The sequence below is a fragment of the Burkholderia sp. WP42 genome (assembly GCF_000745665.1).
Lineage (GTDB): Bacteria > Pseudomonadota > Gammaproteobacteria > Burkholderiales > Burkholderiaceae > Burkholderia > Burkholderia vietnamiensis.
Window position 1 is genome coordinate 117,310 of the sequence record NZ_JQJT01000022.1, and the last position, 26,307, is coordinate 143,616.

A 26,307-nucleotide genomic window follows, 5' to 3' on the forward strand; every position below is an offset into this window, starting at 1 on the left:
GCCGGCTGCGCGAGCGGCCGGTTGCCGCGTCACCGCCGGCCTTAAGTGCCGTTTAAGGCGCGCGGGCGACCATCCCGACGCCCGCTGTCGGTCGGCACCTCGTCGCCGGCATCTCGTATCGCGGCGCGCGTCCGGTCCGCCCGGCCCGCGCGCCGGCCACTCACCAGGAAGCACATGACCCAATCGATCGATCCCGTCCGCTCCGACGCCGCGCCGCAGGACGAGCGCCCGGTATCCGCGTGGAGCCTCATCAAGCCCTACTGGGTGTCGTCCGAATGGAAGGTCGCGTGGGGGCTGTTGATCACGATCGTCGCGATCAACCTCTGCGTGGTCTGGATCAACGTCAAACTGAACAAGTGGAACGCGCAGTTCTACAACGCGCTGCAGTCGAAGGACGTCCACGAATTCCCGAACCTGCTGATGCAGTTCTCCGCGCTCGCGTTCGGCTTCATCATCCTTGCGGTGTACGGCCGCTACCTGCGCCAGATGCTCGGCTTCCGCTGGCGCCAATGGCTCACCGACCGCATTCTGGGCCAGTGGCTCGGCGATCGCGCGTTCTACCGGATCGAGCGCGACCACCTCGCCGACAACCCCGACCAGCGGATCACCGACGACCTCCAGTCGTTCGCGACGACGACGCTCGCGCTGTCGCTCGACCTGCTGTCGACGGTCGTCACGCTCGTGTCGTTCATCACGATCCTGTGGTCGCTTGCCGGCGCGTTGAGCGTCTCGCTCGGCGCGACGCCGATCACGATTCCCGGCTACATGGTGTGGGCGGCCGCACTGTACGCAGTGGTCGGCTCGGTGATCATCCAGAAGGTCGGTCACCCGCTCGTGTCGATCAACTACCAGCAGCAGCGCGTCGAGGCCGACTTCCGCTTCGGGCTGATCCGCGTGCGCGAGAACGCCGAGCAGATCGCGTTCTACGACGGCGAGAAAACCGAGACCGCCAACGCGCAGGGCCTGTTCATGCGCATTCGCGACAACTGGTGGCGCGTGATGAAATACACGAAGCGCCTCACGTTCGTGCTGAGCTTCTACGGGCAGATCGCGATGATTTTCCCGCTCGTCGTCGCGGCGCCGCGCTATTTCGCGGGTGCCTTCTCGTTCGGCGTGCTGATGCAGATCTCGTCCGCGTTCAACACCGTCAGCGATTCGTTCTCGTGGTTCATCAACAGCTACGGCACCCTCGTCGAATGGCGCGCGACCGTCAACCGTCTGCGCGAATTCAAGCGCGTGATGGGCACGTCGCATCTGAAGGAAAGCCTGTCGCCCGCGACCGAGCATGGCGGCATCAACCTGCACTACGTCGATGCGGCGAAGCTGTCGACGTCGTCGCTGAAGCTCGCGCTGCCGAACGGCACCGCGCTCGCGAACATCGGCAACGTGACGATCGAGCCGGGCTCGCGCTGGCTGGTGGTCGGCAAGTCGGGTTCCGGCAAGAGCACCTTCATGCGCGCGCTCGCGGGCCTGTGGCCGTTCGGCGACGGCGCGATCGACGCGCCGGTCGGCGCGCGGTTGATGTTCGTGCCGCAGACGAGCTATCTGCCGATCGGCACGCTGAAGGCCGCACTCACCTATCCGGCCGCGCCCGATGCCTTCACCGACGACGCATGCCGCGACGCGCTGCGCGCGTGCCGCCTCGAAGGCTACGTCGACCGTCTGGACGAAACCGGCCACTGGACGCGCGTGCTGTCGCCCGGCGAACAGCAGCGGCTCGCGGGTGCGCGCGTGCTGCTGCACAAGCCCGACTTCCTGTTCCTCGACGAAGCGACGAGCGCGCTCGACGCCGACAACGAAGCGCGGCTCTATCACTTGTTCGCCGAACGGCTGCCGAAAGCGGCGATCGTCAGCATCGCGCATCGCGAGGCGCTGGCTGAGTTCCACGTCGGCACGATCAACGTCGAGCGCGTGAACGACGACGACAAGGTTGCCGCGTAGCGCCCTGTAACGCTGCGTTCCTGCATGGCGCGGCATTCCTGAGTAGCGCTGCACTCGTTATGCAGCGAAGCAACGAGCCGGCGCGCTGCACCGGCTCGCCGTCCCTTCTGCCCTACCCGCCCGCAGCCGCGATCGGCGCCGACACGATCGGCACATGCGACACGCCTTCGTGCGACAACCGGCTTTCGAACAACGTCAGCGCGTCGAAGCGCAGCGCGAGCGGCCGGCCGATCGCGCCGCCATGCGCGGGCTGCCCGTCCGCGTCGCGCGGCAGCCGTGCGAGCGTCACGTGCGGCCGGAACGGCCGGTGATCGGCCGGCACGCCGAGCTCGCGCAACACCGCAGACAACGCCGCGTTCAGCGCCGCGCACGCGGGATCGGCCGCGAGTTCGGCCACGATCAGCCTGGCGCGCGGCAGGCTCGGCCACCATGCGATCCGCTCGACCGGCTGCAGCGGCAGCGCGTGGGCGGCCGCGAGCGCCGGCAGACGCGCGGCCAGCAGATCGCACCGCGGGCGTTCGATCGCGCCGATGAACGCAAGCGTCACGTGAAGTTGGGCCGCCGGCGTGCGGCGTGCGCCGCGCGTGACCGGCAACGCATGCAGCGCGTCGCTCGATGCCCGATCGGGCATCAGCGCGACGAATGCACGGAGCCGGTCGCCGTTCATGATTCGCGCGCCGCGATGCGCGGGTCGGCCAGCGCATCGGCGCCGGCCGGCAGCACGCATGCGCGTGCCGGGATCGTGTGGCGCGCGAACGCCGGCTTAGCGATGCGCTGCCGGCGATAGTCTCCCCACGCGGCACGCGCATGCTTGCCGGGCGCGAGGCTCGCAACGAAGTTGACGACCGCCATCGCCGGCACGATCCCGTAGACGGCGTTGAACAGACCAGGCACGGATGCGCTCATCCTCAATCCTTCTACAGGGCTCGGTCATATGCGCCGGCCGCGCGAACGCCGCCGTCGGGACGACATGATCGGATCGGGCAGCCCGCCCGAAAACCGCAAACGGAAACGATCGGCGCTCGCATGACATCGCGACCCGATGTGATCAGATTAGGCGACGCATCGCGAAGATGCGTCGACGCGCGCGATGCGACCGCGCACCACGGGCGGTCGGCCGCCATAAAAAAACGGGCGCCCTCGCGGACGCCCGTCTCGTCGAAACCTGCTCGCGGCCGAAATCAGCGCGGCAGTTCCGAATGCCCCATCAGGTACGCATCGACCGAGCGCGCGCACTGGCGGCCTTCGCGGATCGCCCACACGACGAGCGACTGGCCGCGGCGCATGTCGCCGGCCGCGAACACCTTGTCGACCGACGTGTAGTACGAGCGCTCGCCTTCGGTGGCAGCACGCGCATTGCCGCGCGCGTCCTTCGCGACGCCGAACGCGTCGAGCACCGGCGCCGCCGGCTGCGTGAAGCCCATTGCGAGCAGCACGAGGTCGGCCTTCATCTCGAACTCGGAGCCCGGCACTTCCTGCATCTTGCCGTCCTTCCACTCGACGCGCACCGCGATCAGCTTCTCGACCTTGCCGTTCTTGCCTTCGAGGCGCTTCGTCGCGACCGCCCAATCGCGCTCGCAGCCTTCCTCGTGCGACGACGACGTGCGCAGCTTGATCGGCCAGTACGGCCACACGAGCGGCTTGTTCTCCTCTTCCGGCGGCTGCGGCAGCAGTTCGAACTGCGTGACCTGCTTCGCGCCGTGACGGTTCGACGTACCGACGCAGTCCGAACCCGTATCGCCGCCGCCGATCACGATCACGTGCTTGCCCTTCGCGAGCAGCTGGTCGGTGAGCTTGTCGCCCGCGTTCACGCGGTTCTGCTGCGGCAGGAAGTCCATCGCGAAATGGACGCCGGTGAGCTCGCGGCCCGGCACCGGCAGGTCGCGCGGCGTTTCCGAACCGCCCGCGATCACGACCGCGTCGAATTCTTCCTTCAGCGTGTCCGGCGAAATGGTTTCCTTCGCGAGGTTGCCGATCGACTCGGGCAGCGGCTCCTTGCCGATGAACACGCTGGTGCGGAACGTCACGCCTTCGGCTTCCATCTGGCGCATGCGGCGGTCGATCAGCCACTTCTCCAACTTGAAGTCGGGGATCCCGTAACGCAGCAGCCCGCCGACGCGATCGTTCTTCTCGAACACCGTTACGTCATGGCCGGCGCGCGCGAGCTGCTGCGCGGCCGCGAGGCCCGCGGGGCCCGAGCCGACGACCGCGACCTTCTTGCCCGTCTTGTGCTCGGCCGGCTGCGGCTTCACCCAGCCTTCGGCCCAGGCCTTGTCGATGATCGCGTGCTCGATCGACTTGATGCCGACCGGATCATTGTTGATCCCCAGCGTGCACGCCGCCTCGCACGGCGCCGGGCAGATGCGGCCCGTGAACTCCGGGAAGTTGTTGGTCGAATGCAGGACCTCGATCGCCTGCTGCCAGTCCTGGCGGTAAACGAGATCGTTGAAGTCCGGAATGACGTTGTTGACCGGGCAGCCGTTGTTGCAGAACGGGATGCCGCAATCCATGCAGCGCGCGCCCTGGACCTTCGCGTCCGCGTCGGTCAGCGCCGCGACGAATTCCTTGTAATGCTTCACGCGCGTGAGCGGTGCTTCGTACGCCTCGTGGCGGCGTTCGAACTCCAGAAAACCGGTTGCCTTGCCCATAAGGTGCTCTTCTGTTCGGTGTATCGGGTGGGGGAGCCGCGCGCAGCCGTCAGGCGCGCGCGGCATTCGCTATGTCGTTCGTCGCTCAGGCGGCCAGCGCTTGCTTCGCCGCCTTCTTCGCACCGATCTCGCCCAGCGCGCGCTTGTATTCGTTCGGGAACACCTTCACGAACTGGCGGCGCGCCGCGTCCCAGTTTTCCAGCAGCGACTTCGCGCGCGGCGAACCCGTGAACTGGAAATGACGCTCGACGAGCCCCTTGAGCAGCGCTTCGTCCGTCGTACCCGCGTGCCAGAGCGCGCGATCGACCGTGCGCTCCTGCTCGGCCTGCTGCAGCACCGGATCGAGCGCGACCATCGCCTTGTTGCACTTCGCCGCGAACGTGCCTTCCGGATCGTAGATGTACGCGACGCCGCCCGACATGCCGGCCGCGAAGTTGCGCCCGGTTTCGCCGAGCACGACCACCGTGCCGCCCGTCATGTATTCGCAGCCGTGGTCGCCCGTGCCTTCGACGACCGCCGTCGCGCCCGAGTTGCGCACGCAGAAGCGCTCGCCCGCGACGCCGCGGAAGAACGCCTCGCCTTCGAGCGCGCCGTACATCACCGTGTTGCCGCAGATGATGTTCTCTTCGGACTTGCCGCGGAAGTCGTTGGTCGGACGGATGATGATCCGGCCGCCCGACAGGCCCTTGCCGACGTAGTCGTTGCCGTCGCCGACGAGGTCGAGCGTCACGCCCTTCGCGAGGAACGCGCCGAAGCTCTGGCCGGCCGTGCCTTTCAGCTGGATGTGCACGGCGTCGTCGGCGAGGCCGTCGTGGCCGTGCTTCTTCGCGATCACGCCCGACAGCATCGCGCCGACCGTCCGGTTCACGTTGCGCACCGGCTGGATGAACGACACATGCTCGCCGTTCTCGATCGCGGCCTTCGCCTTCTCGATCAGCACGTGGTCGAGCGCGCGCTCGAGGCCGTGGTCCTGCCCTTCGACGTGACGGCGGGCGACGTCCTCGCAGCCTTCCGGCTGATAGAACACGCGCGAGAAGTCGAGGCCCTTCGCCTTCCAGTGCTCGATGCCCTTGCGGGTGTCGAGCAGGTCGGGGCGGCCGATCAGGTCGTCGAACTTCGCGATGCCGAGCTGCGCCATGATCTCGCGCACTTCCTCGGCGACGAAGAAGAAGTAGTTCACGACGTGCTCGGGCTGGCCCTTGAACTTCGCGCGCAGCACCGGATCCTGCGTCGCGACGCCGACCGGGCACGTGTTCAGATGGCACTTGCGCATCATGATGCAGCCTTCGACGACCAGCGGCGCCGTCGCGAAGCCGAATTCGTCCGCACCGAGCAGCGCGCCGATCACGACGTCACGGCCCGTCTTCATCTGGCCGTCGGCCTGCACGCGGATGCGGCCGCGCAGGCGGTTCAGCACCAGCGTCTGCTGCGTTTCGGCGAGGCCGAGTTCCCACGGCGTGCCCGCATGCTTGACCGACGACAGCGGCGACGCACCGGTGCCGCCGTCATGGCCGGCGATCACGACGTGGTCGGCCTTCGCCTTCGCGACACCGGCCGCGACCGTGCCGACGCCGACTTCCGACACCAGCTTCACCGAGATGCTCGAGCTCGGGTTGACGTTCTTCAGGTCGTGGATCAGCTGCGCCAGATCCTCGATCGAGTAGATGTCGTGGTGCGGCGGCGGCGAGATCAGGCCGACGCCCGGCACCGAATAACGCAGCTTGCCGATGTACTCGGACACCTTGTGGCCCGGCAGCTGGCCGCCTTCGCCCGGCTTCGCGCCCTGCGCCATCTTGATCTGGATCTGGTCGGCCGACGCGAGGTACTCGGCGGTGACACCGAAGCGGCCCGACGCGACCTGCTTGATCTTCGAGCGCAGCGAATCGCCGTCCTTCAGCGGAATGTCGCTGACGATCTCGTCGCCGATCACCGACTTCAGCGTCTCGCCCGCCTTGATCGGAATGCCGCGCAGTTCGTTGCGGTAGCGCTTGTCGTCCTCGCCGCCTTCGCCGGTGTTCGACTTGCCGCCGATCCGGTTCATCGCGATCGCGAGCGTCGCGTGCGCTTCGGTGCTGATCGAGCCGAGCGACATCGCGCCCGTCGCGAAGCGCTTGACGATTTCCTTCGCCGGCTCGACGTCGTCGATCGGGATCGCACGGGTCGGGTCGACCTTGAACTCGAACAGGCCGCGCAACGTCATGTGGCGCTTGGTCTGGTCGTTGATCAGGTGCGCGTATTCCTTGTACGTCTGGTACGAGTTGCTGCGCGTCGCGTGCTGGAGCTTCGCGATCGAATCCGGCGTCCACATGTGGTCTTCGCCGCGCACGCGGTAGGCGTACTCGCCGCCCGCGTCGAGCATGTCGCGCAGCACCGGGTTGTCGCCGAACGCATCGCGGTGCAGGCGGATCGCTTCTTCCGCGACTTCGAACAGGCCGATGCCGCCGACCTTCGATGCCGTGCCCTTGAAGTACTTCTCGACGAGGTCGCTCGACAGGCCGAGCGCTTCGAAGATCTGCGCGCCCGTGTACGACATGTACGTCGAGATGCCCATCTTCGACATCACTTTCTGCAGGCCCTTGCCGACCGCCTTCGTGAAGTTGTAGATCGCCTTCTCCGGCGACAGGTCGCCCGGCAGGCCTTCGGCCATCTTCGCGAGCGTTTCCATCGCGAGGTACGGGTGCACGGCTTCCGCGCCGTAGCCGGCGAGCAGCGCGAAGTGATGCGTCTCGCGCGCGGAGCCCGTCTCGACGACGAGGCCCGTGCTCGTGCGCAGCCCTTGCTGGACGAGGTGCGTGTGGATCGCCGACGTGGCGAGCAGCGCCGGAATCGCGACGTGGTCGGCGTCGGTCTTGCGGTCCGACACGATCAGCATGTTGTAGCCGGACTTCACCGCGTCGACGGCTTCGGCGCAAAGCGACGCGAGACGCGCCTCGATGCCTTCCTTGCCCCATGCGACCGGATAGCAGATGTTCAGCTCGTACGCGCTGAACTTGCCGCCCGTGTACTGGTCGATCGCGCGGATCTTCGCGATGTCCTTGAAGTCGAGCACCGGCTGCGACACTTCGAGACGCATCGGCGGGTTGATGTTGTTGGTGTCGAGCAGGTTCGGCTTCGGGCCGATGAACGACACGAGCGACATCACCATGTTCTCGCGGATCGGGTCGATCGGCGGGTTCGTGACCTGCGCGAACAGCTGCTTGAAATAGTGATAGAGCGTCTTGTTCTTGTTCGACATCACCGCGAGCGGCGAGTCGTTGCCCATCGAGCCGACGGCTTCCTCACCCTGCGCCGCCATCGGCGCCATCAGGAACTTCAGGTCTTCCTGCGTATAGCCGAACGCCTGCTGACGGTCGAGCAGCGCGGCGCCCTGCGTGCGGCCGGCCGCCACGTCCTCGGCCTTCGGCTCGATTTCGTCGAGCTTGATGCGCACGGCGTCGATCCAGCTCTTGTACGGCTTCGCGTTCGCGAGGTTGTCCTTGAGCTCCTTGTCGTCGATGATGCGGCCGTGCTCCATGTCGATCAGGAACATCTTGCCCGGCTGCAGGCGCCACTTCTTGACGATCTTCGATTCGGGGATCGGCAGCGTGCCGGCTTCCGACGCCATGATCACGAGATCGTCGTCGGTCACGATGTAGCGCGCCGGGCGCAGGCCGTTGCGGTCGAGCGTCGCGCCGATCTGGCGGCCGTCGGTGAACGCGATCGCGGCCGGGCCGTCCCACGGCTCCATCATCGCGGCGTGGTATTCGTAGAACGCGCGGCGGTTCTCGTCCATCAGCGTGTGCTGCTCCCATGCTTCCGGGATCATCATCATCACTGCGTGCACGAGCGGATAGCCGGCCATCACGAGCAGTTCGAGACAGTTGTCGAACGATGCGGTGTCGGACTGGCCCGGATAGATCAGCGGCCACAGCTTCGGCAGATCGTCGCCGAGCACGTGCGACGCGATCGCGCCGGTACGCGCGTTCAGCCAGTTCACGTTGCCCTTCACGGTGTTGATCTCGCCGTTGTGCGCGATCATCCGGTACGGGTGAGCGAGTTCCCAGGCCGGGAACGTGTTGGTCGAGAAGCGCTGGTGCACGAGCGCGAGCGCCGACACGACGCGCGCGTCCTGCAGGTCGCGGTAATACACGCCGACCTGGCCCGCGAGCAGCAGCCCCTTGTACACGATGGTGCGCGCCGACATCGACGGCACGAAATATTCCTTGCCGTGCTTGAGCTTCAGCGCCTGGATGCGGTGGCTGGCGGTCTTGCGGATCACGTACAGCTTACGCTCCAGCGCATCCGTCACCATGATGTCCTTGCCGCGGCCGATGAAGATCTGGCGGATCAGCGGCTCGCTCGCCTTCACGGTCGGCGAGATCGGCATCGCATGGTCGACCGGCACGTCGCGCCAGCCGAGCACGACCTGGCCTTCGGCGCGCACGGTGCGCTCGAGTTCCTGCTCGCAGGCGAGGCGCGACGCGTTTTCCTTCGGCAGGAAGATCATGCCGACCCCGTATTCGCCGGCCGGCGGCAGCGTCACGCCCTGCTTCGACATTTCCTCGCGATAGAACGCGTCCGGGATCTGGATCAGGATGCCCGCGCCGTCGCCCATCAGCGGATCGGCGCCGACGGCGCCCCGGTGATCGAGGTTCTCGAGGATCTTCAGGCCCTGCTGAATGATCTCGTGGCTCTTCTTGCCCTTGATGTGAGCGACGAAGCCGACGCCACAGGCGTCGTGTTCGTTTTGCGGGTCGTACAGACCTTGTGCGGCGGGCACCGCGGCGAGCGGCTTCTGGTGGTCGTTCATGGGGACACCGTCGTAAAGGGGCCTCGAGGGCCGTTGAACCATTTTTCTGTTGCCGTCGATCCCGCTCCGGCAGGAGACGGCACGGCCGACGGTGGTTGGGCATGCTGCATGCTGCATGCTGCATGCTGCATGCGCCCGGGCCACCGGAATTCGGAATATACGCGACGAATCAAGGGAATAGCAACAAAAACCGGATGATCGAACCCCAATTAAACAGATGCTCAGATGTGGTGCCTATTTATTGGGGCCGTAACGATTTGGTGCAAAAAGAAGCGGCGCCCGCAGCGCCGCTCCCCGCCCGCCTCCCCGGCGCTACTGCTGGGCCGGCGGCGTGTTTTCGCGCACCTTTCTGGGGCGTCCGCGCGGCAGCGGCGACACGCGCCGGTTCGCGGTGCGGGCGGCCCACTCGCGGTAGTTGTCGCCGCCGAGCACCCAGCCTTTCAGCGTCGCCTGCTGAAGCTGATCGGCCTGCCGCTCGTCGAGCGGTTGTTCGCACAGCTCCTTGTACGCGCGCTGACGGTCGAACGGCGTGTTGCCGAGCGCCCAGTAGAGCGGGTGGTCGGTAATCAGGCTGTCGACGGTCAGGCCCACGTGGTGCCGATAGCTCGACCATCGATACGCGTCGGCCGTCGCCACCAGCTGCGAGCGCACCGGGCTCATCTCGACCACGCGGCTCGCGAGCAGGAAATAGCGCTCGCCTTCGATCACCGTCGCGCGGTAGCGGCCTTCCCACAACGTGCCGCGGCGCGAGTAGCGCCGGTTGAAGTGCGCGACGTAGCGGCGGCCGACGGCCTGCATCGCCTTCGGCAGGCTCGCCTCGTCGCTCGGCGTGACGAGCAACTGCACCTGACGCGGCAGCAGCACGTACGCGTGCACCGAAAGATGGTGATCGCGTGCCGCCGCCTTCAGACAATCGATGAAGAGTTCGTAGTCCTGGTCGTCGACGAACGCGGGTTGCTGATCCAGCCCGCGCAGTATCACGTGCTGAGGCTGGTCGGGAACATAGAGTCGTGCTAACCGTGCCATGCTGAATGTCCGTTTGAACGCGTTAGGAAATACCCTGGGGTCCGAATTACGCATTTGCGTAGAATGCCTGTCCCTGCGGGGCGCGAAAGCGTACGGTCGTGCGGATCCTAGGGAGAAAGCTCTAACTTACGAGCTTGTTTGGTTTTAAACGCAGTCGTCATAATGAGCACGCCCTTGATCGGAGGAGACACAATGAAACGAAAACTGGCCATTACGGGGGCCGCTGCGCTCGCATTCGCGGCCGCAGGCGGCACGGCACACGCACAATCCGCAGGTGATTTCTACGTCAGCACCGGCTGGTTCCACCTGTCACCGCAAGACAGCAGCGACCCGCTGTTCGTGTACGGCGTCGGCGGCACGCCCGTCAATCAATCCGTTCCCAACACCGGCGCCGGCATCAACGACGCCGATACGCTCGGCTTCGCATCCGGCTACTTCCTTACCGACCACATCTCCACCGAATTCGTTCTCGGCATACCGCCAAAGTTCGACATCACCGGCAAGGGTCAGTTCTCGCGCTTCGGCGTGCTCGGCCGGGCATACCAGTGGAGTCCGGCGGTGTTGCTGCGCTACCACTTCAACGACGCCAACGCGAAGTTCCGGCCGTACGTCGGCGTCGGCGCTACCTACGTCTGGTTCACCGGCGCGAAGATCACCAACAGCACCTTCGAGAACGGCGTGCTCGGCGGCCCGACCAGCGCCACCACGAGCAACCAGTGGGCGCCCGTGTTCAACGCCGGCTTCTCGTACAACTTCACGAAGCACTGGTTCGCCGGGCTGTCGATCTCGTACGTGCCGGTGAGCGTCACCGCCACGTTCACGACCGCCCGCCGCACCCAGGTCGGCACGCTGACCGAGACGTCGAAGGCTCGCATCGCGCTGAACCCGATCGTCACGTACGTGAACGTCGGCTACCGCTTCTAAGCGTAGTCGAATATTTGGGGAATGGTTAATCCTGCTGCAATTTGTAGCGGATTTTTCCGAGCGTAACGTCTCCACGATGCAAAACGCCCCGGCGGGAAACCGCCGGGGCGTCGTTTTTTCGCGTCAGGCACGCTGGCGAAACGCGAAACGAATTCGGCTCGCGCGGGCTTACACGATGTCGTCGAGCGCCGTCGGGCCGATCAGGTCGATGCGGTCGGTGCAGATCGCGTCCACGCCCCAGCGCACGAGCTCGCGCGCCCTGCCGAGGTCGTTCACCGTGTAAACCAGGATGCGCAGGCCGGCCGCCTTGATTGCCCGCACGAGCGGCTCGCTCAATTGCGTGTGGTCCGCATGCAACGACGTGCAGTCGAGCGCGCCGACGGCCTGCGCGTGCCAGTCGTCGGGCACGCGCTCGTACAGCATGCCGCGCGGCAGCCCGGGCGCCGCGTCGCGCGCGTGCCGCAGTGCATCGAACGAGAACGACGACAGCAGCGGCGGCACGGCGGCGCCGTGCCAGTACGCCGCCGCATCGGCGGCCACCCGCCGCCCGGTGTCGGATTCTCGGCCGGGGCACGGCTTGATCTCGACGTTCGCGGCCAGCCCGAGCGTCATGCAGCGCGCCGCCGCCGCCTCGAGCGTCGGCATCCGCTCGCCGGCAAAGCGCGCGTCGAACCACGCGCCGGCGTCGAGCGCGGCCAGCGCCGCATAGCGCATGCCCGCCGCCGGCCCGCTTCCGTCGGACGTGCGATCGACCGTGTCGTCGTGCAGCAGGAACGTCACGTCGTCGCCGGACAGCTTCGCGTCGAATTCGACCATCCGGTGGCCGCGCCGCGCGCCCTCGTCGAGCGCGGCAAGCGTGTTCTCCGGCGCGAGCGTGCCGCCGCCGCGATGGGCGACGACGCGCGGATAGGGCCAGTCGGGTAGGGAAGTCATCGTCAGCCTCGTCGCTCGTTCGGAGGTTCGTCGGGTCAGCCGGCGCGCCGGCCGGTTTCGGGATCGAAGAAGTGCAGCCGGTGCGCAGGCAACGACGCAGCCAGCGCGGTGCCGCGCGCCGGACGGTCCGCGTGCGGCAGCCGCACCGCGACGTCGTGGTTGCCCCAGCGGCCGTGCGCGAGGTTGTCCGCGCCGAGCAGCTCGCACGAATCGACCGGCAACGTCGCCTGGGCGACGCCCGGCTGCGGCGTCATATGCTCCGGCCGCACGCCGAGCACCCAGTCGCGACCGGTGGCGATCGTCGTGCCGACGCCCGGTGCGCCGGCCACCGGCAGCGCCGGGCCGCCGCCCGCGACCGTGAACGTCGCGCCGTCCGCCGACAGCGCGCCGTGCATCAGATTCATCGCCGGCGAGCCGATGAAGCCGGCGACGAACACCGTCGCCGGCTTCTCGTACACGTCGACCGGCGCGCCGATCTGCTCCGCGTAGCCGCGGTTCATCACGATCACGCGCTGCGCCAGCGTCATCGCCTCGATCTGGTCGTGCGTCACGTACACGCTCGTGGTCGCGAGCCGCGCATGCAGCCGCTGGATCTCCAGGCGCATCTGCACGCGCAGCTTCGCGTCGAGGTTCGACAGCGGCTCGTCGAACAGGAACACCGACGGCTCGCGCACGATCGCACGCCCCATCGCGACGCGCTGGCGCTGGCCGCCCGACAGCTCGCGCGGCCGCCGCGCGAGCAACGGCTCGAGCTCGAGGATCTTCGCCGCCGCGGCCACCCGCTCGTCGATCGTCGCGCGCTCGACGCCGCGAATCTTCAGCCCGTAGCCCATGTTCTGCGCGACCGTCATGTGCGGATACAGCGCGTAGTTCTGGAACACCATCGCGATGTCGCGATCCTTCGGCTCCAGCGCGTTGACCACGCGATCGCCGATCGCGATTTCGCCGTCCGTCACCGTCTCGAGCCCCGCGATCATCCGCAGCAGCGTCGACTTGCCGCAGCCCGACGGGCCGACCAGCACGATGAATTCGCCGTCGGCGATCTCCACGTCGATGCCGTGCAGCACGTGCTGCTTGCCGTCGTAGGATTTCCTGACGCCCTTCAAGCTCAGCGCAGCCATACCTGGTCCTTCTCCCGGTTACCGGAGGTTGATCATTTTTCGGAATCGACGAGGCCGCGCACGAACCAGCGCTGCATCGCCAGCACGACGACGAGCGGCGGAATCATCGCCAGCAGCGTCGCCGCCATCACGTATTGCCATTCGGTCGCGGCGTCGCCGCTCGCGATCATCGTCTTGATGCCGACCACCGCCGTCGACAGCGACGCCTCCGTCGTGATCAGGATCGGCCACAGATACTGGTTCCAGCCGTAGATGAACGTGATCACGAACAGCGCGGCGATGCTCGTCTTCGACAGCGGCAGCACGACGTCCCAGAAAAACCGCAGCGGCCCCGCGCCGTCGATGCGCGCGGCGTCCATCAGCTCGTCGGGCAGCGTCATGAAGAACTGGCGGAACAGGAACGTCGCGGTCGCCGACGCGATCAGCGGCAGCGACAGCCCCGCGTAGGTGTTGGTCAGGTGCAGCGTCGACACGACCTGCACGGTCGGGAAGATCCGCACCTCGACCGGCAGCATCAGCGTGACGAAGATCAGCCAGAACGCGGTGTTGCGCAGCGGGAAGCGGAAATAGACGATGGCGTACGCGGACAGGATCGACACCGCGATCTTGCCGACCGCGATCCCGAGCGCCATCACGAAGCTGTTCACCAGCAGCCGGCCGAACGGCGCGGTCGTGCCGCCGCTGCCGTGGCTCCAGATGTACGCGACGTTCTCCAGCAGATGCGTGCTCGGCACCAGCGACAGCGGGATCGTGAACACTTCCTGCGCATTCATCGTCGCCGCGCAGAACGCGACGTACACCGGGAACACGATCACGACGACGCCCGCGAGCAGCACCGCGTGGCAGAACAGGTCGAAGCCCTTGCGATTTTCGATCATGCGTATTGCACCCTGCGTTCGACGAAGCGGAACTGGATCACCGTCAGGCCGACGACGATGATCATCAGCACGACCGACTGCGCGCCCGAGCTGCCGATGTCGAGGCCCTGGAAGCCTTCCGTGAAGATCTTGTAGATCAGTGTCTTCGTGCTTTGCGCTGGGCCGCCGCCGGTGGCCGCGTCGATCACCGGGAACGTGTCGAAGAACGCGTACACGAGATTGACGACCAGCAGGAAGAAGCTGGTCGGCGACAGCAGCGGCAGCACGATGTTGAAGAAGCGCCGCACCGGCCCGGCGCCGTCGATCGCGGCCGCCTCGATCAGCGAGCGCGGAATCGCCTGCAGGCCCGCGTAGAAGAACAGGAAGTTGTAGCTGACCTGCTTCCACACCGATGCGAGCACGACCAGGAACATCGCCTGGCCGCCGTTCAGCGCGTGGTTCCAGACGATGCCGCCCTTGGCGAGCGCATAGGTGACGAGGCCGATGCTCGGATTGAACAGGAACGCCCACAGCACGGCCGCGATCGTCGGCGCGACGGCGTACGGCCAGATCAGCAGCGTCCGGTACACGCGCGCGCCGCGGATCACGCGGTCGGCGCACGCGGCGAGCAGCAGCGACACGACGAGCCCGCTCACCGTGACGAGCGTGCTGAACACCAGCGTCGTGCGGAACGAGTCGACGTAGAGCGGATCGGCGAACAGACGCGTGAAATTCGCGAAGCCGACGAATTCGCTCGACGTGCCGAAGGCGTCCTGCATCTGCGTCGACTGCCACAGCGCGACGCCTGCCGGCCACAGGAAGAATACGGCGGTGATCGCGAGCTGCGGCGCGATCAGCAGATACGGCAGCAGGCTCGCGCCGAAACTGGAACGGGATTGCATCGCGGAGATCCGGTCAGGCAAAGCGGAAAGGAGGCCGTGCCGCCGCCCGCGCGCGCCACTGCGACGCGCCGGCCGGCGACACGAACGCGACGCGGGCTCAGCCGCCCGACTTCTCGAAGCGGCGCAGCAGCTCGTCGCCGCGCGATGCGGCCGAGTCGAGCGCGTCCTTCGGCGACTTCTTCTGCGCCCAGACCTGCTCGAGCTCCTCGTCGACGACGGTGCGGATCTGCGGCATGTTGCCGAGCCGCAGCCCCTTCGTGTAAGGCAGCGGCGGCTTGTTCATCATCTGCTTGATCGCCGTTTCCGCGCTCGGGTTCTTCGCATAGAAGCCCTGCTGGCGCGTGAGCTCGTACGCGGCGGTCGTCACCGGCAGATAGCCGGTTTCCTGATGCCACTTCGCGGCGATCGGCGGCGACGCGAGGAACGCGAGAAATTTCGCGACGCCCTTGTAGGTGGCCGCGTCCTTGCCGCCCAGCACCCACAGGCTCGCGCCGCCGATGATCGCGTTCTGCGGCGCGCCCTTCACGTTCGCGTCGTACGGCATCATGCCGGTGCCGTAGTTGAACTTGGCGAACTTCTGCACGTTGGCGAGCGCGCCCGACGACGTCGTCAGGATCCCGCAGTCGCCGCTGTAGAACTTCGCGGACGCTTCGTCCTTGCGGCCCGCATACGTGAACGTGCCGTCCTTCACCATCTGCTGCAGGAACGCGATGTGAGCGATCTGCTGCGGCTTGTTGAATTCGAGCACCGCGTCGGCGCCGTCGAAGCCGTTGTTGCGGCTCGCGTACGGCAGCGCATGCCACGCGCTGTAGTTCTCGAGCTGGATCCAGCCCTGCCAGCCGGTCGTGAAGCCGCAGGACATCCCGGACTTGCGCAGCTTCTCCGCGTCGGCCTGCACGTCGGCCCAGGTCTTCGGCGGCTGGTTCGGATCGAGCCCGGCCTTCTTGAACGCGTCCTTGTTGTAGTACAGCACCGGCGTCGAGCTGTTGAACGGCATCGACACCAGATGGCCCGTCTTCGCGTCGCTGTAGTAGCTGGCGATGGTCGGCACGAACGCCTTTTCGTCGAGCGGCACGCCGGCCTGCTTGAACACGTCGTAGACGGGCACGACGGCCTTCTTCGCCTGCATCATCGTCGCGGTGCCGACTTCATAGACCTGGAGGATTGCCGGCGCGTTGCCGCTGCGATACGCGGCGATGCCGGCCGCGAGCGCCTGGTCGTAGGTGCCCTTGAAGACCGGCACGATCTTGTAGTCGCTCTGCGATGCGTTGAACTGCGCGGCGAGCTCGTTCACGCGCTCGCCGAGCGCCGACTCCATCGCATGCCAGAACTGGATTTCCGTCGCGGCCCATGCCGCGTGCTGCATCCCGAACATCAACGCGCCGCCGAGCGCGATCGAGCGAACCAGGGTCCCCGCAGGCTTCTTATTCATCGACCTCTCTCCTATGAAAACGTTACCAACAGCGTGTGCAACATTCCCATCGCCATTGAACCGGCGAAGTCTAGTGATCGTTTGTGACAGTCAGTTGTCGTTGACGACGAACAGGCGCTGATATTCCTTCAGCGCGAAGCGGTCGGTCATGCCGGCGATGTAGTGTGCGACGAGCCGCGGCTGCTGTGCGGGATCGTCCGACTGGTACGGCGGCGGCAGCAGGCGCGGATCGTCGATGAACGCGTCGAACAGCCCGGTGACGACGCGCTGCGCCTTGTTGGCCATGCGCATCACCTTGTAGTGGCGGTACAGGTTCTTGAACAGGAAGCGCTTGAGCGCGGCGGCCTGCGCGGCGACGGGCTCGCTGTGCGCGACGAGCTGCGGCGCCGCGCGCACGTCGTCGAGCGAGGCCGGTGCGACGCGGGCGAGATTGCGCGTGGTCTCGTCGATCAGGTCGACGATCAGCGTGTTGATGATGCGGCGCACCGTCTCGTGCACGAGGCGGCGGCCTTCGAGATGCGGGAACTCGGCGAGCGCGGCGTCGTAGTGGCGCTGCCACAGCTCGACTTCGGCGAGCTGCTCGATCGTGATCAGCCCGGAGCGCAGGCCGTCGTCGACGTCGTGATTGTTGTACGCGATTTCGTCGGCGATGTTCGCGAGCTGCGCTTCGAGCGACGGCTGGCGGCCTTGCAGGAAGCGCTCGCCGAGCGCGCCGAGCTTGCGCGCGTTCTCGCGCGAGCAATGCTTGAGGATGCCTTCGCGCGTCTCGAAGCACAGGTTCAGGCCGTTGAACGCGCCATAGTGTTCCTCGAGCTCGTCGACGACGGCCAGGCTCTGCAGATTGTGCTCGAAGCCGCCGTGCTCGCGCATGCACGCGTTCAATGCGTCCTGCCCGGCATGGCCGAACGGCGTATGGCCGAGATCGTGCGCGAGCGAAATCGCTTCGACGAGATCCTCGTTCAGGCGCAGGTTGCGCGCCACCGAACGCGCGATCTGCGCGACTTCCAGGCTGTGCGTGAGACGGGTGCGGAACAGGTCGCCTTCGTGATTGACGAACACCTGGGTCTTGTATTCGAGCCGGCGGAACGCGGTCGAGTGAACGATGCGGTCGCGGTCGCGCTGGAACTCGGTGCGGGCCGCCGGCGGCTGTTCGGCATGACGGCGCCCACGCGACTGCGACGCATGAGCGGCATACGGAGCGAGATGGGCTTCCAGCGCCGCCAGCGTCGGCGGCTCGGCCGGCGCCGCGACGGATGCGCGGCCGGCTTCGATCGGTTTGCTGCTGGATGTCTCGCTCACGTGTGCTCCATGTCAGGGGCGCCGGGCCATCCGGAGCGCCGTTACCGGGTGGTCTTCGCCAGCGTGGCGAACACGGCTTCGTCGGGTGCCGGCGCGATCAGCGTATCGCCGAATCGCTTCAGCAGGATGAACTTGATCGCGCCGGCCTCGGCCTTCTTGTCGACGCGCATCAGGTCCATATAGCGCGCCTCGCCGAGCGCCGGCCCGCTCACCGGCAGACGGGCCGCGGCGATCACCGCATCGAGCCGCTGCCGCGATGCTTCGTCGAGCAGGCCGAGCCGCACGGACAGATCGCCCGCCATCACCATCCCGCAGCCGACCGCCTCGCCGTGCAGCCATTCGCCGTAGCCGAGCCCGGCCTCGATCGCATGACCGAACGTATGGCCGAAGTTCAGGATCGCGCGCAGGCCGCCTTCGCGCTCGTCGGCGGCGACCACGCTCGCCTTGATCTCGCACGAGCGCTTCACCGCATGCACGAGCGCGGCCGGCTCGCGGCGGTTCAGCGCGTCGACGTTGGCCTCGATCCAGTCGAAGAATTCGGCATCGGCGATCGCGCCGGTCTTGATGACCTCGGCGACGCCGGCCGCCAGCTCGCGATCGGGCAGCGTCGCCAGCGCGCCGATATCGGCGACGACCGCCTGCGGCTGGTAGAACGCGCCGATCATGTTCTTGCCGAGCGGATGATTGATGCCCGTCTTGCCGCCGACCGACGAATCGACCTGCGACAGCAGCGTCGTGGGCACCTGGATGAACGGCACGCCGCGCATGTAGCAGGCAGCCGCGAAACCGGTCATGTCACCGATCACGCCGCCGCCGAGTGCGATCAGCGTCGTCTTGCGATCGGCACGCTCGGTGAGCAGCCCGTCGAAGATCAGGTTGAGCGTTTCCCAGTTCTTGTAGGCCTCGCCGTCCGGCAGGACGACGGTGGACACGCGCTTGCCGAGCGGCGCGAGCGCGGCGCGCAGCGCATCGCCGTACAGCGGATCGACGGTCGTGTTCGTGACGATCGTCACCGACGAACCGTTGATGTGAGGAGCGAACAGCTCGGTGCGGCCAATCAGGCCGGCACCAATGTGAATCGGGTAGGCGCGGTCGCCCAGATCGACGTTGACGGTAATCATGCTTGTAGCGGCTTGGCGATGACGCCTGCGAGTTCGAGTTGCATCAGCACCATGTTGACGAGGCCGTTGACCGACGGGCGGCCCGTCTCGATGATGAAATCCGCGCATTCGCGGTACAGCGGGTCGCGCGCTTCGTACAGCGCTTCGAGGCGGGCTTTCGGATCGTCGGTCTGCAACAGCGGGCGGTTCTTGTCCTTGCGCGTGCGCAGCCACAGATCGTGCGGATTGGCGCGCAGATAGATGACGATGCCGTGGTTTTTGAGGCATTCGCGATTTTCGGCGCGCAGCACCGCGCCGCCGCCGGTCGCCAGCACGATGTTCTCGCGCTGCGTCAGCTCGGCGATCACCTGCGATTCGCGGTCGCGAAAGCCGGCCTCGCCCTCCATCTCGAAGATCACCGGGATGCGGGCGCCCGTGCGGGCCTCGATTTCGTGGTCGGAGTCGAAGAACGTCCTGTCGAGCCGGCGCGCGACCGCACGGCCCACGGTGGTCTTACCCGCTCCCATAAGGCCGACGAAAAATACGTTTGCGTGTGGGTCCCGCGCTTGCAACGGCTTCCTCTGCTTGAATCTTGCTGGTGTGTGGCGCAGCTTACTGGCAAAGCGGCCGCCTTGTCGAGCCTGCGCCGTCGGCTTCCGGCCCCGTTTGTGCCGGATCGGCGTCGCTCGTCACGGCGGGGTCGCAACGTGCGCCGACGACCGTCGGCGTGATGAAGACGACCAGTTCGCTGCGCTGGTCGCTGCGCGCGCGGTGTCGGAACAGCGCGCCCAGAACCGGTATTCTGCCCAACAGCGGCACGCGCGTCACATCGTCCCGCCTCAGTTGCTCGTAGATCCCGCCGATCGCGACCGTACCGCCGTCCTCCACCTCCACGCGCGTCTGAACGTGCTTCGTATGAATCGCCGGACCGGCCGCGGTCGGCTCGCCGATGCTGTCCTTCGTCACGTCGAGGTCGAGCACGACGCGCCCGTCGGGCGTGATCTGCGGCTCGACCTCGAGCTTCAGCGTCGCGCGGCGGAACTGCACGCCGCTCACGCCGTTGCCGACCTTTGCCTGGTACGGCACCTCGGAACCCTGTTCGACGATCGCCTTCACGCGATCGGCCGTCACCACGCGCGGCCTGGAAACGATCTGGCCGCGCCCTTGCGCCTCCAGCGCGCTCAGCTCGATGTCGAGCACGCGACTGAGCGGCGCGGCGAATAGTGTGAAACCGGCCGTGGCCGCGTCGAAGCCGCCGATGGCGCGGGCCGTCAGATCGAGCGCATTGCGCGTGTCGGTTGCGGCCGCCGCGCCGTCGGCCGCCGGGGCGCGCCCGTGGGCGCGCAGCGCGACGCGCGCGCCGAGGTTGCGCGAAAAGCCCTGTTCGCCTTCGACGATCCGCGCCTCGATCCGGACCTGTCGCGAAGCTCGGTCGATCGCGTCGATCAGCTCCGCAATCTGGGCGATGCGCGGCGCAAGATCGGTGACGAACAGCAGGTTCATCCGCGGATCGGCGGCCGCGGCGCCGCGTCTGGACAGCAGGCGCTGGCCGGTCGCGCCGGCCAGCAGCCGCTGCACGTCCGCCGCACGCGGGTAACGCAGCGCGAAGGTGCGGCTCGCGAGCGGCTCCAGCTCGGCCGCACGCGCATGGGTTTCGAAGCGCTCGCGCTCCCGTGCGGCCAGTTCAGCCGCCGGCGTGACCCAGATCACGTTGCCGCGCCGGGACATCGCGAGCCCGTGCGTGTCGAGCAGCGTATCGAACGCATCGCGCCAACGGACATTGTTCAGACGCAACGTGACGGTGCCGCGCACCTGCTCGCCGACGATGATGTTCAGGCCGGTGAAGCGCGCGAGCGCGTCGAACGCAGCGGCCAGCGCGGCGCCTTGCAGATTCAGCGAGATTCGCCGTGCATCGTCCGCGTCGCCCGCATGCCGCGCCGCGGGGTCGTTCATCCGCGTGGGCGGCGGCAATGGAATCGGCGGACCTTCCAGCACCGGCTGCTGCTGCGGCGGCGCCGACGACGCGCTCGCGCCTGCGTCGTGCACCGTGCGCGCCGCCGCGTCGAACGGCGCTGGCTCGGCCGGCGCGCGGGCCGGCGCGTCGGCGGCAACGGTCGGGCCGTCGGGCGCGCCTTGCGGCAACGGCACGTCGGCGCCGTGCAGCGATATCGACGCGATCGGCCATCCTGACGGCGGCAAAGGAGGCAGCGGCGGCAGCGGCGCCTGTGCCGCCGATGCGTCCAGCCCCGCGCAGAGTACGATCGCCCACCACGCATGCCGGCTCATGGGTGCCCTCCGTCGTCCACGACGAACCGGCGTGCGCCGTCGGCCGTCGCGAGCGTTACCGCGCCAGCCTCGACACGCGTCACGCGCGCCGCGCCGAGAGCGTCGCCGGGCGCGACCGTCGAGAACTTGCCGTTGCCGGATTCGAACAATGCGAGCGCCGCACGAGCGTCGCGAATCGTGCCGGCGAGGCGCGGTGCGGAATTATCGGACATCGGCTCCCCCCCCCCGCCGAACGGATCGCCGGCCGCCGTTACGGCAGGCGGCGCAGCGGCATCGCCGGGCATCGAAGCGGGCCGCAACCCCGGGAACACGTCGAGCGTCACGTCCATCCGGGCGGCGGACGCCTTCCGCTCGATCTGCAGGAGCGTGGGCACCACGAGCGCTCGCAAGCGCGCCAGGCCGTCCATCAGCCGCAGCAGCGCCGCGAAACCGCCTTCCGCGACCATTCGCACGGTTCGCCGGCCATCCGGCGCAGTCTGGTCTGCACGCCCCGGCTCGATCGACACGATCCGCAAGCCGCTCGCGCCGGCCAGGTCCGCCAGTTCCAGCAGCAGCGCGGGCCACGCCGGTGTGGCTGGCGCGCCGCGGTCGCGCTGCTGCGCGGCTGCCGTCGGAAGCATCCGCCGTGCAGCAGCGACGCGCGCGTGCGCGGTCGCCAGCAGTGCACGGCTGCGGTGGAACCCGCTCGCGTCGGCGGCGTCCATCAGATATATGACGCCGCACGCGACGGCGGTAAATGCCAGCACGCAGCCTATCGCGTGGGCGACCGCCGGCGACATCCGCGTCACGCGGCCGAGGCGCTGCGCAACGCCGGGCATGGAGCGATACGCGAGCGCCGTCATGCGCCGCCTCCCTTCACGTTAGGCCGTGGCGACGCATCGTGCCAGCGCACCTGCACGGAGAACCGGAACGGCGCGGCGGCGCCCGCGTCCGGCGCACGCGAAGCAGGCGTCAGCGCGCCGAGGTCGAATTGCCAGCCGGGCTGCCCGGCCGCGATCCGAGCAAGCCACCGTGCGGCCGCAGCGTAGGTCGACGCGCGCGCGTCGAGCACGGCTCCTGACGAAGTCGTCCGCAGCGCGTCGAGTTGCACCGAGTCGTCGGGCGCATGCGCCAGTATCGCGATCAACGCGACGACGCGCCGGGACGGTGCAGCCAGCTCGGCCGCCCGCGCGTCGCGTTGCGTGGCATCCGCGGCCGCGCTGGCGGCGCGCCGGGCGGCGTCCAGCTGCGGCTGCCACTGGTGCAGCTGCGCGTCCAGCCGCGCGCGCTCGGCGTCGAGCTTCCATCGCCATACGGTGGCGGCTCCCGTCCAAAGGCCGGCCGCGAGCACGCCGAGCACGATGGCCGCGCCCAGATGCGTCGCGCGCCGACGGCGCAACGCCTGGGCGAGCCGCTCTCGGTACGGCAGCAGATTGAAGCCGCCGAGCGCGGCTCGGCTCGCGATAGCCGGCCCGGCTCCCATGCCGGCCATCATTCCCACACCCCGCGCAGCGCCAGCCCGATCGCGAGCGCAAATGCCGGCTCGCCCGCGGAGCCTGCGGGCTCGCTGGGCAGCCCGTCCCATCCGGTGCAGTCGAACGGCACCGCCGCTACGCCGAGCGCATCGCCGATGTCGGCGACCGACGTGCCGCAGCGGGCCATGCAGCGCTCGTCGCCGGCCACCAGCGCGCAGCGCACGGGCTCGAGAGCGCAGCGCCGCAACGCGTCCGGCAACCCCGACCGCTCGTTGCCCGACATCGCGAGCACCGAGGCGGCGACCGGTCCGTCGACCCGCCAACCGTACACGCCCGAATCGCCGAACCAGAACGCGGCGTACGACCCGTGCGCGTCGTGCTCGAACTACGCGGCATAGCGCAGCGCGCGCAGCGCGGCCGCCGACTCTGCGTCGACCGCCGTCAGGTCGATGCCGGCCTGCGCAGCGACGTCGATCCGCCGCTCGAGCAACGCCTGCGGCGCCACGGCGACCGCAATCTCGCCCACGCATGCGCTATCGTCCTGCCGCCAGTCGTACGCGAGACTGTCGGGCGCCAGCCCCGAGATGCGCTCGGCGGCCTGACGGGCGGCATCAGCGACGTCGGCGCGTCCGGCCAGATCGAGCGTCGCCGTGCGCATCTCGTCGTCGCGCAGCGCCATCACGCCGCGCGTGTCGCAGCGCACGCCAGCCGCGGACAGCCGCGCCACGGCCGCCGCCAACGCGCGCGCCACCGCGGCCCAGCGCGCATCGTCGGGCCCGCCCGCGAGGCCCACCGACTCCCGTTCGAGGCCGTCGACACGCACCTCCGCGGCCCGGCCGCGCCGGCTCAGCACGGCCACTCTCACCTCGTCAGCCGCGACGTCGATCCCCGTCGAACGGTGCCTGCCCGGCGCGAAGCGCGCCGCCCATCGTCCAGCCATCCCAGCCTCCCGCGATCGTTGCGGCCCACGCCGCGTTTCCGAGCACTGATTCTGCTGAGCGGCGGGCGCGGCCGACAGTCGGCCGAACGGCCAGTTGTGGCGCGAGCCGAGCGCGTGGACACTGTGTCGGCGACACCGCGATTGGCCGCTTCGCCGCGCGCGCGCGCCGTGTCAGGACCGGTCGTACCGGGCAGCTATAATCGCGGGACTGTTTTCCGGTATGCCTATGCAATCCACGTCTCCTACGTCCCCGCCTCCCGCGCCCGAGCCGAAGAAGCGCCCCTGGTGGCTGAAGGCCCTGATCGGGCTCGCCGCGATGTGCGTGGCCATCGTCGTGGCCGGCGGCCTCGTGCTCGGCTATGCGCTCGTCGTCGCATGGCCGAACATGCCGTCGCTCGACGCGCTGACCGACTACCGCCCGAAGGTGCCGCTGCGCATCTACACGTCCGATCACGTGCTGATCGGCGAATTCGGCGAGGAACGGCGCGACATCGTCCATTTCAAGGACGTGCCGGATTCGCTGAAGAAGGCGATCCTCGCGATCGAGGACGCACGGTTCTACGATCATGGCGGCGTCGACCTCACCGGCATCGCCCGCGCGGGCTTCGTCGCGTTGACGAACGGCCATGCGTCGCAGGGCGCGAGCACGATCACGATGCAGGTCGCGCGCAACTTCTTCCTGTCGAGCGAAAAGACCTACACCCGCAAGATCTACGAGATGCTGCTCGCGTACCGGATCGAGCGCGCGCTGACGAAAGATCAGATTCTCGAGGTCTATATGAATCAGATCTACCTCGGCCAGCGTGCATACGGCTTCGCGAGCGCGGCGCGGGTCTACTTCGGCAAGGACCTGAAGGACATCACGCTCGCCGAGGCGGCGATGCTCGCGGGGTTGCCGAAGGCGCCGTCGGCGTATAACCCGGTCGTCAATCCGAAGCGCGCGAAGGTGCGTCAGGAGTACATCCTGCAGCGGATGCTCGAGCTGAACTTCATCACGCGCGAGCAGTACGACGAAGCCGTCGCGCAGCCGCTCGTCGTCAAGGGCGCGGGGCGCGAGTTCAGCGTGCACGCCGAGTACGTCGCGGAGATGGTCCGGCAGATGATGTACGCGCAGTACCGGGAAGAAACCTACACGCGCGGCTTCAACGTGGTCACGACGATCGACTCCGCCGATCAGCAGGTCGCGTACACCGCGCTGCGCAAGGGCATCATGGATTACGAGCGCCGTCACGGCTATCGTGGGCCGGAGGGCTTCATCGAGCTGCCGTCCGGCGCGGACGATCGCGAGCAGGCGATCGACGACGCGCTGCTCGAGCATCCCGACAACGGCGAGCTGATCGCGGCAGTCGTCACGGCGACGAGCCCGCGCCAGATCACCGTGGCGTTCATCGACGGCAGCAGCGCGACGATCGACGGCGACAATCTGCGCTTCGCGTCGAGCGCGCTGTCGGCCAACGCGCAGCCGAACCGCCGCATCCGGCCGGGCGCGATCGTGCGCGTCGTGAAGAACGACACCGGCAAATGGTCGATCACGCAGTTGCCGCAGGTCGAAGGCGCGTTCATCTCGATCGTCCCGCAGGATGGCGCGATCCGCTCGCTCGTCGGCGGCTTCGATTACAACAAGAACAAGTTCAATCACGTCACGCAGGCGTGGCGGCAGCCCGGCTCGTCGTTCAAGCCGTTCATCTATTCGGCGTCGCTCGACAAGGGGCTCGGGCCGGCCACCGTGATCAACGACGGCCCGCTGTATTTCAGCGCAGCCGAAACCGGCGGCCAGCCGTGGGAACCGAAGAACTACGGCGGCGGCTTCGAAGGCCCGATGTCGATGCGCACCGCGCTGCAGCGCTCGCGCAACCTCGTCTCGATCCGGATCCTGAACCACATCGGCACGAAGTACGCGCAGCAATACATCACGCGCTTCGGCTTCGACGCCGAGCGCCATCCGGCCTACCTGCCGATGGCGCTGGGCGCGGGCCAGGTCACGCCGCTGCAGATGGCCGGCGCGTACTCGGTGTTCGCGAACGGCGGCTTCCGCGTGAATCCGTATCTGATCGCCGAAGTGACCGATCCGAGCGGCGCGATCGTCGCGCGCGCGCAGCCGCTCATCGCCGAGCAGAACGCGCCGCGCGCGATCGACGCGCGCAACGCATACGTGATGAACAGCCTGCTGCAGAGCGTCGCGCAGCGCGGCACCGGCGCGCGCACCAACGTGCTCAAGCGCACCGACCTCGCCGGCAAGACGGGCACGACGAACGATTCGCACGACGCGTGGTTCGCCGGCTATCAGCACACGCTCGCGGCGATCGCGTGGATCGGCTACGACAACCCGCGCAGCCTCGGCGATCGCGAAACGGGCGGCGGGCTGTCGCTGCCGGTCTGGATCGACTACATGGGCGCGGCGCTGAAGGACGTGCCCGAGTTCAAGCCGACCATGCCCGACGACGTCCAGTCGCTCGGCGGCGAGCTGTACTTCACCGAGTTCACGCCGGGGCACGGCTTCGTGTCGACGGTCGGCGTACCGCAGGCGGCGACTCCGCAGAACGTCGACGAAGAAGCGCCGCATGTCGACGAGCAGGAAAAGCAGGACATCATGAACCTGTTCCGCGGCCACTGACGCTCCGGCGGCCCGGAAATGAAAAAAGCGCCCGCGGGCGC

General features: G+C 67.8%; 19 protein-coding genes and 1 pseudogene. 3 read left to right on the top strand and 17 right to left on the bottom strand.

The window, feature by feature from the left end; genetic code table 11:
• Positions 1-174 precede the first annotated feature (174 nt).
• A complete protein-coding gene (locus tag EX20_RS14840) occupies positions 175-1,941 on the top strand; it encodes an ABC transporter ATP-binding protein/permease (protein WP_014722304.1) in 1,767 nt (588 codons plus the stop codon).
• Positions 1,942-2,053: 112 nt separating this feature from the next.
• Here the strand turns inward: EX20_RS14840 and thpR are convergent, their stop codons facing one another.
• The 5 genes from thpR to EX20_RS14865 all read right to left on the bottom strand — a co-directional run bounded on the left by thpR (position 2,054) and on the right by EX20_RS14865 (position 10,404).
• Positions 2,054-2,608 carry an RNA 2',3'-cyclic phosphodiesterase gene (gene thpR / locus EX20_RS14845; RefSeq protein WP_034194001.1) on the bottom strand — a complete coding sequence of 185 codons (555 nt, stop codon included), beginning with the start codon at positions 2,606-2,608 and terminating at the stop codon, positions 2,054-2,056.
• Positions 2,605-2,847 carry a hypothetical protein gene (locus tag EX20_RS14850; RefSeq protein ID WP_034194002.1) on the bottom strand — a complete coding sequence of 81 codons (243 nt, stop codon included), beginning with the start codon at positions 2,845-2,847 and terminating at the stop codon, positions 2,605-2,607. Before EX20_RS14850 ends, thpR begins: the two co-directional genes overlap by 4 nt.
• 275 nt (positions 2,848-3,122) lie before the next feature.
• Complete coding sequence (locus EX20_RS14855; protein ID WP_014722301.1) at positions 3,123-4,589, bottom strand: glutamate synthase subunit beta; 1,467 nt, start codon at positions 4,587-4,589, stop codon at positions 3,123-3,125.
• A gap of 85 nt (positions 4,590-4,674) precedes the next feature.
• The gene (locus EX20_RS14860) at positions 4,675-9,378 is read right to left on the bottom strand and encodes a glutamate synthase-related protein (RefSeq protein WP_011883035.1); all 4,704 of its coding nucleotides are present in this window, start codon (positions 9,376-9,378) and stop codon (positions 4,675-4,677) included.
• 312 nt (positions 9,379-9,690) lie between these two features.
• The gene (locus EX20_RS14865) at positions 9,691-10,404 is read right to left on the bottom strand and encodes a transposase (RefSeq protein ID WP_034194003.1); all 714 of its coding nucleotides are present in this window, start codon (positions 10,402-10,404) and stop codon (positions 9,691-9,693) included.
• A 192-nt stretch (positions 10,405-10,596) separates the two neighbouring features.
• Between EX20_RS14865 and EX20_RS14870 the strand changes: the two genes are divergently transcribed.
• Positions 10,597-11,328 (top strand): OmpW/AlkL family protein, encoded by a 732-nt coding sequence (locus EX20_RS14870; protein WP_011883033.1) that lies wholly within the window; start codon positions 10,597-10,599, stop codon positions 11,326-11,328.
• Positions 11,329-11,496: 168 nt separating this feature from the next.
• On the opposite strand, the gene ugpQ is transcribed toward EX20_RS14870, so the two are convergent.
• The 12 genes and pseudogenes from ugpQ to EX20_RS14930 form a co-directional block, all read right to left on the bottom strand.
• Entirely contained in the window at positions 11,497-12,261 is a 765-nt protein-coding gene (gene ugpQ / locus EX20_RS14875; protein ID WP_034194004.1) for a glycerophosphodiester phosphodiesterase, read from the bottom strand.
• Positions 12,262-12,296: 35 nt separating this feature from the next.
• Entirely contained in the window at positions 12,297-13,382 is a 1,086-nt protein-coding gene (locus EX20_RS14880; RefSeq protein WP_011883031.1) for a sn-glycerol-3-phosphate import ATP-binding protein UgpC, read from the bottom strand.
• A 32-nt stretch (positions 13,383-13,414) separates the two neighbouring features.
• Positions 13,415-14,260, bottom strand: coding sequence for a sn-glycerol-3-phosphate ABC transporter permease UgpE (gene ugpE, locus EX20_RS14885; RefSeq protein ID WP_011883030.1), 846 nt, complete (start codon positions 14,258-14,260; stop codon positions 13,415-13,417).
• Positions 14,257-15,141, bottom strand: a complete 885-nt coding sequence (ugpA, locus tag EX20_RS14890) for a sn-glycerol-3-phosphate ABC transporter permease UgpA (protein WP_011883029.1) — start codon at positions 15,139-15,141, stop codon at positions 14,257-14,259. Before ugpA ends, ugpE begins: the two co-directional genes overlap by 4 nt.
• A gap of 97 nt (positions 15,142-15,238) precedes the next feature.
• Positions 15,239-16,573, bottom strand: coding sequence for a sn-glycerol-3-phosphate ABC transporter substrate-binding protein UgpB (ugpB, locus tag EX20_RS14895; protein ID WP_011883028.1), 1,335 nt, complete (start codon positions 16,571-16,573; stop codon positions 15,239-15,241).
• A gap of 90 nt (positions 16,574-16,663) precedes the next feature.
• Positions 16,664-17,872, bottom strand: a complete 1,209-nt coding sequence (locus EX20_RS14900; RefSeq protein WP_011883027.1) for a deoxyguanosinetriphosphate triphosphohydrolase — start codon at positions 17,870-17,872, stop codon at positions 16,664-16,666.
• Positions 17,873-17,913: 41 nt separating this feature from the next.
• A complete protein-coding gene (gene aroB / locus EX20_RS14905) occupies positions 17,914-18,993 on the bottom strand; it encodes a 3-dehydroquinate synthase (RefSeq protein ID WP_034194005.1) in 1,080 nt (359 codons plus the stop codon).
• Positions 18,990-19,544 (bottom strand): shikimate kinase, encoded by a 555-nt coding sequence (locus EX20_RS14910; protein ID WP_011883025.1) that lies wholly within the window; start codon positions 19,542-19,544, stop codon positions 18,990-18,992. Before EX20_RS14910 ends, aroB begins: the two co-directional genes overlap by 4 nt.
• Before the next feature lie 40 nt (positions 19,545-19,584).
• Complete coding sequence (locus EX20_RS14915) at positions 19,585-21,258, bottom strand: type IV pilus secretin PilQ (RefSeq protein WP_034194006.1); 1,674 nt, start codon at positions 21,256-21,258, stop codon at positions 19,585-19,587.
• Entirely contained in the window at positions 21,255-22,100 is an 846-nt protein-coding gene (locus tag EX20_RS14920; protein WP_034194007.1) for a hypothetical protein, read from the bottom strand. Before EX20_RS14920 ends, EX20_RS14915 begins: the two co-directional genes overlap by 4 nt.
• Entirely contained in the window at positions 22,097-22,720 is a 624-nt protein-coding gene (locus EX20_RS14925; protein ID WP_034194008.1) for a hypothetical protein, read from the bottom strand. The genes EX20_RS14920 and EX20_RS14925 overlap by 4 nt, the downstream gene beginning before the upstream one ends.
• A gap of 8 nt (positions 22,721-22,728) precedes the next feature.
• A pseudogene (locus tag EX20_RS14930) lies at positions 22,729-23,652 on the bottom strand (competence protein ComA).
• Positions 23,653-23,878: 226 nt separating this feature from the next.
• Here EX20_RS14930 and EX20_RS14935 point away from each other — a divergent pair.
• Positions 23,879-26,266 (top strand): penicillin-binding protein 1A, encoded by a 2,388-nt coding sequence (locus tag EX20_RS14935; protein WP_131753402.1) that lies wholly within the window; start codon positions 23,879-23,881, stop codon positions 26,264-26,266.
• The last annotated feature ends 41 nt before the right edge of the window (positions 26,267-26,307 follow it).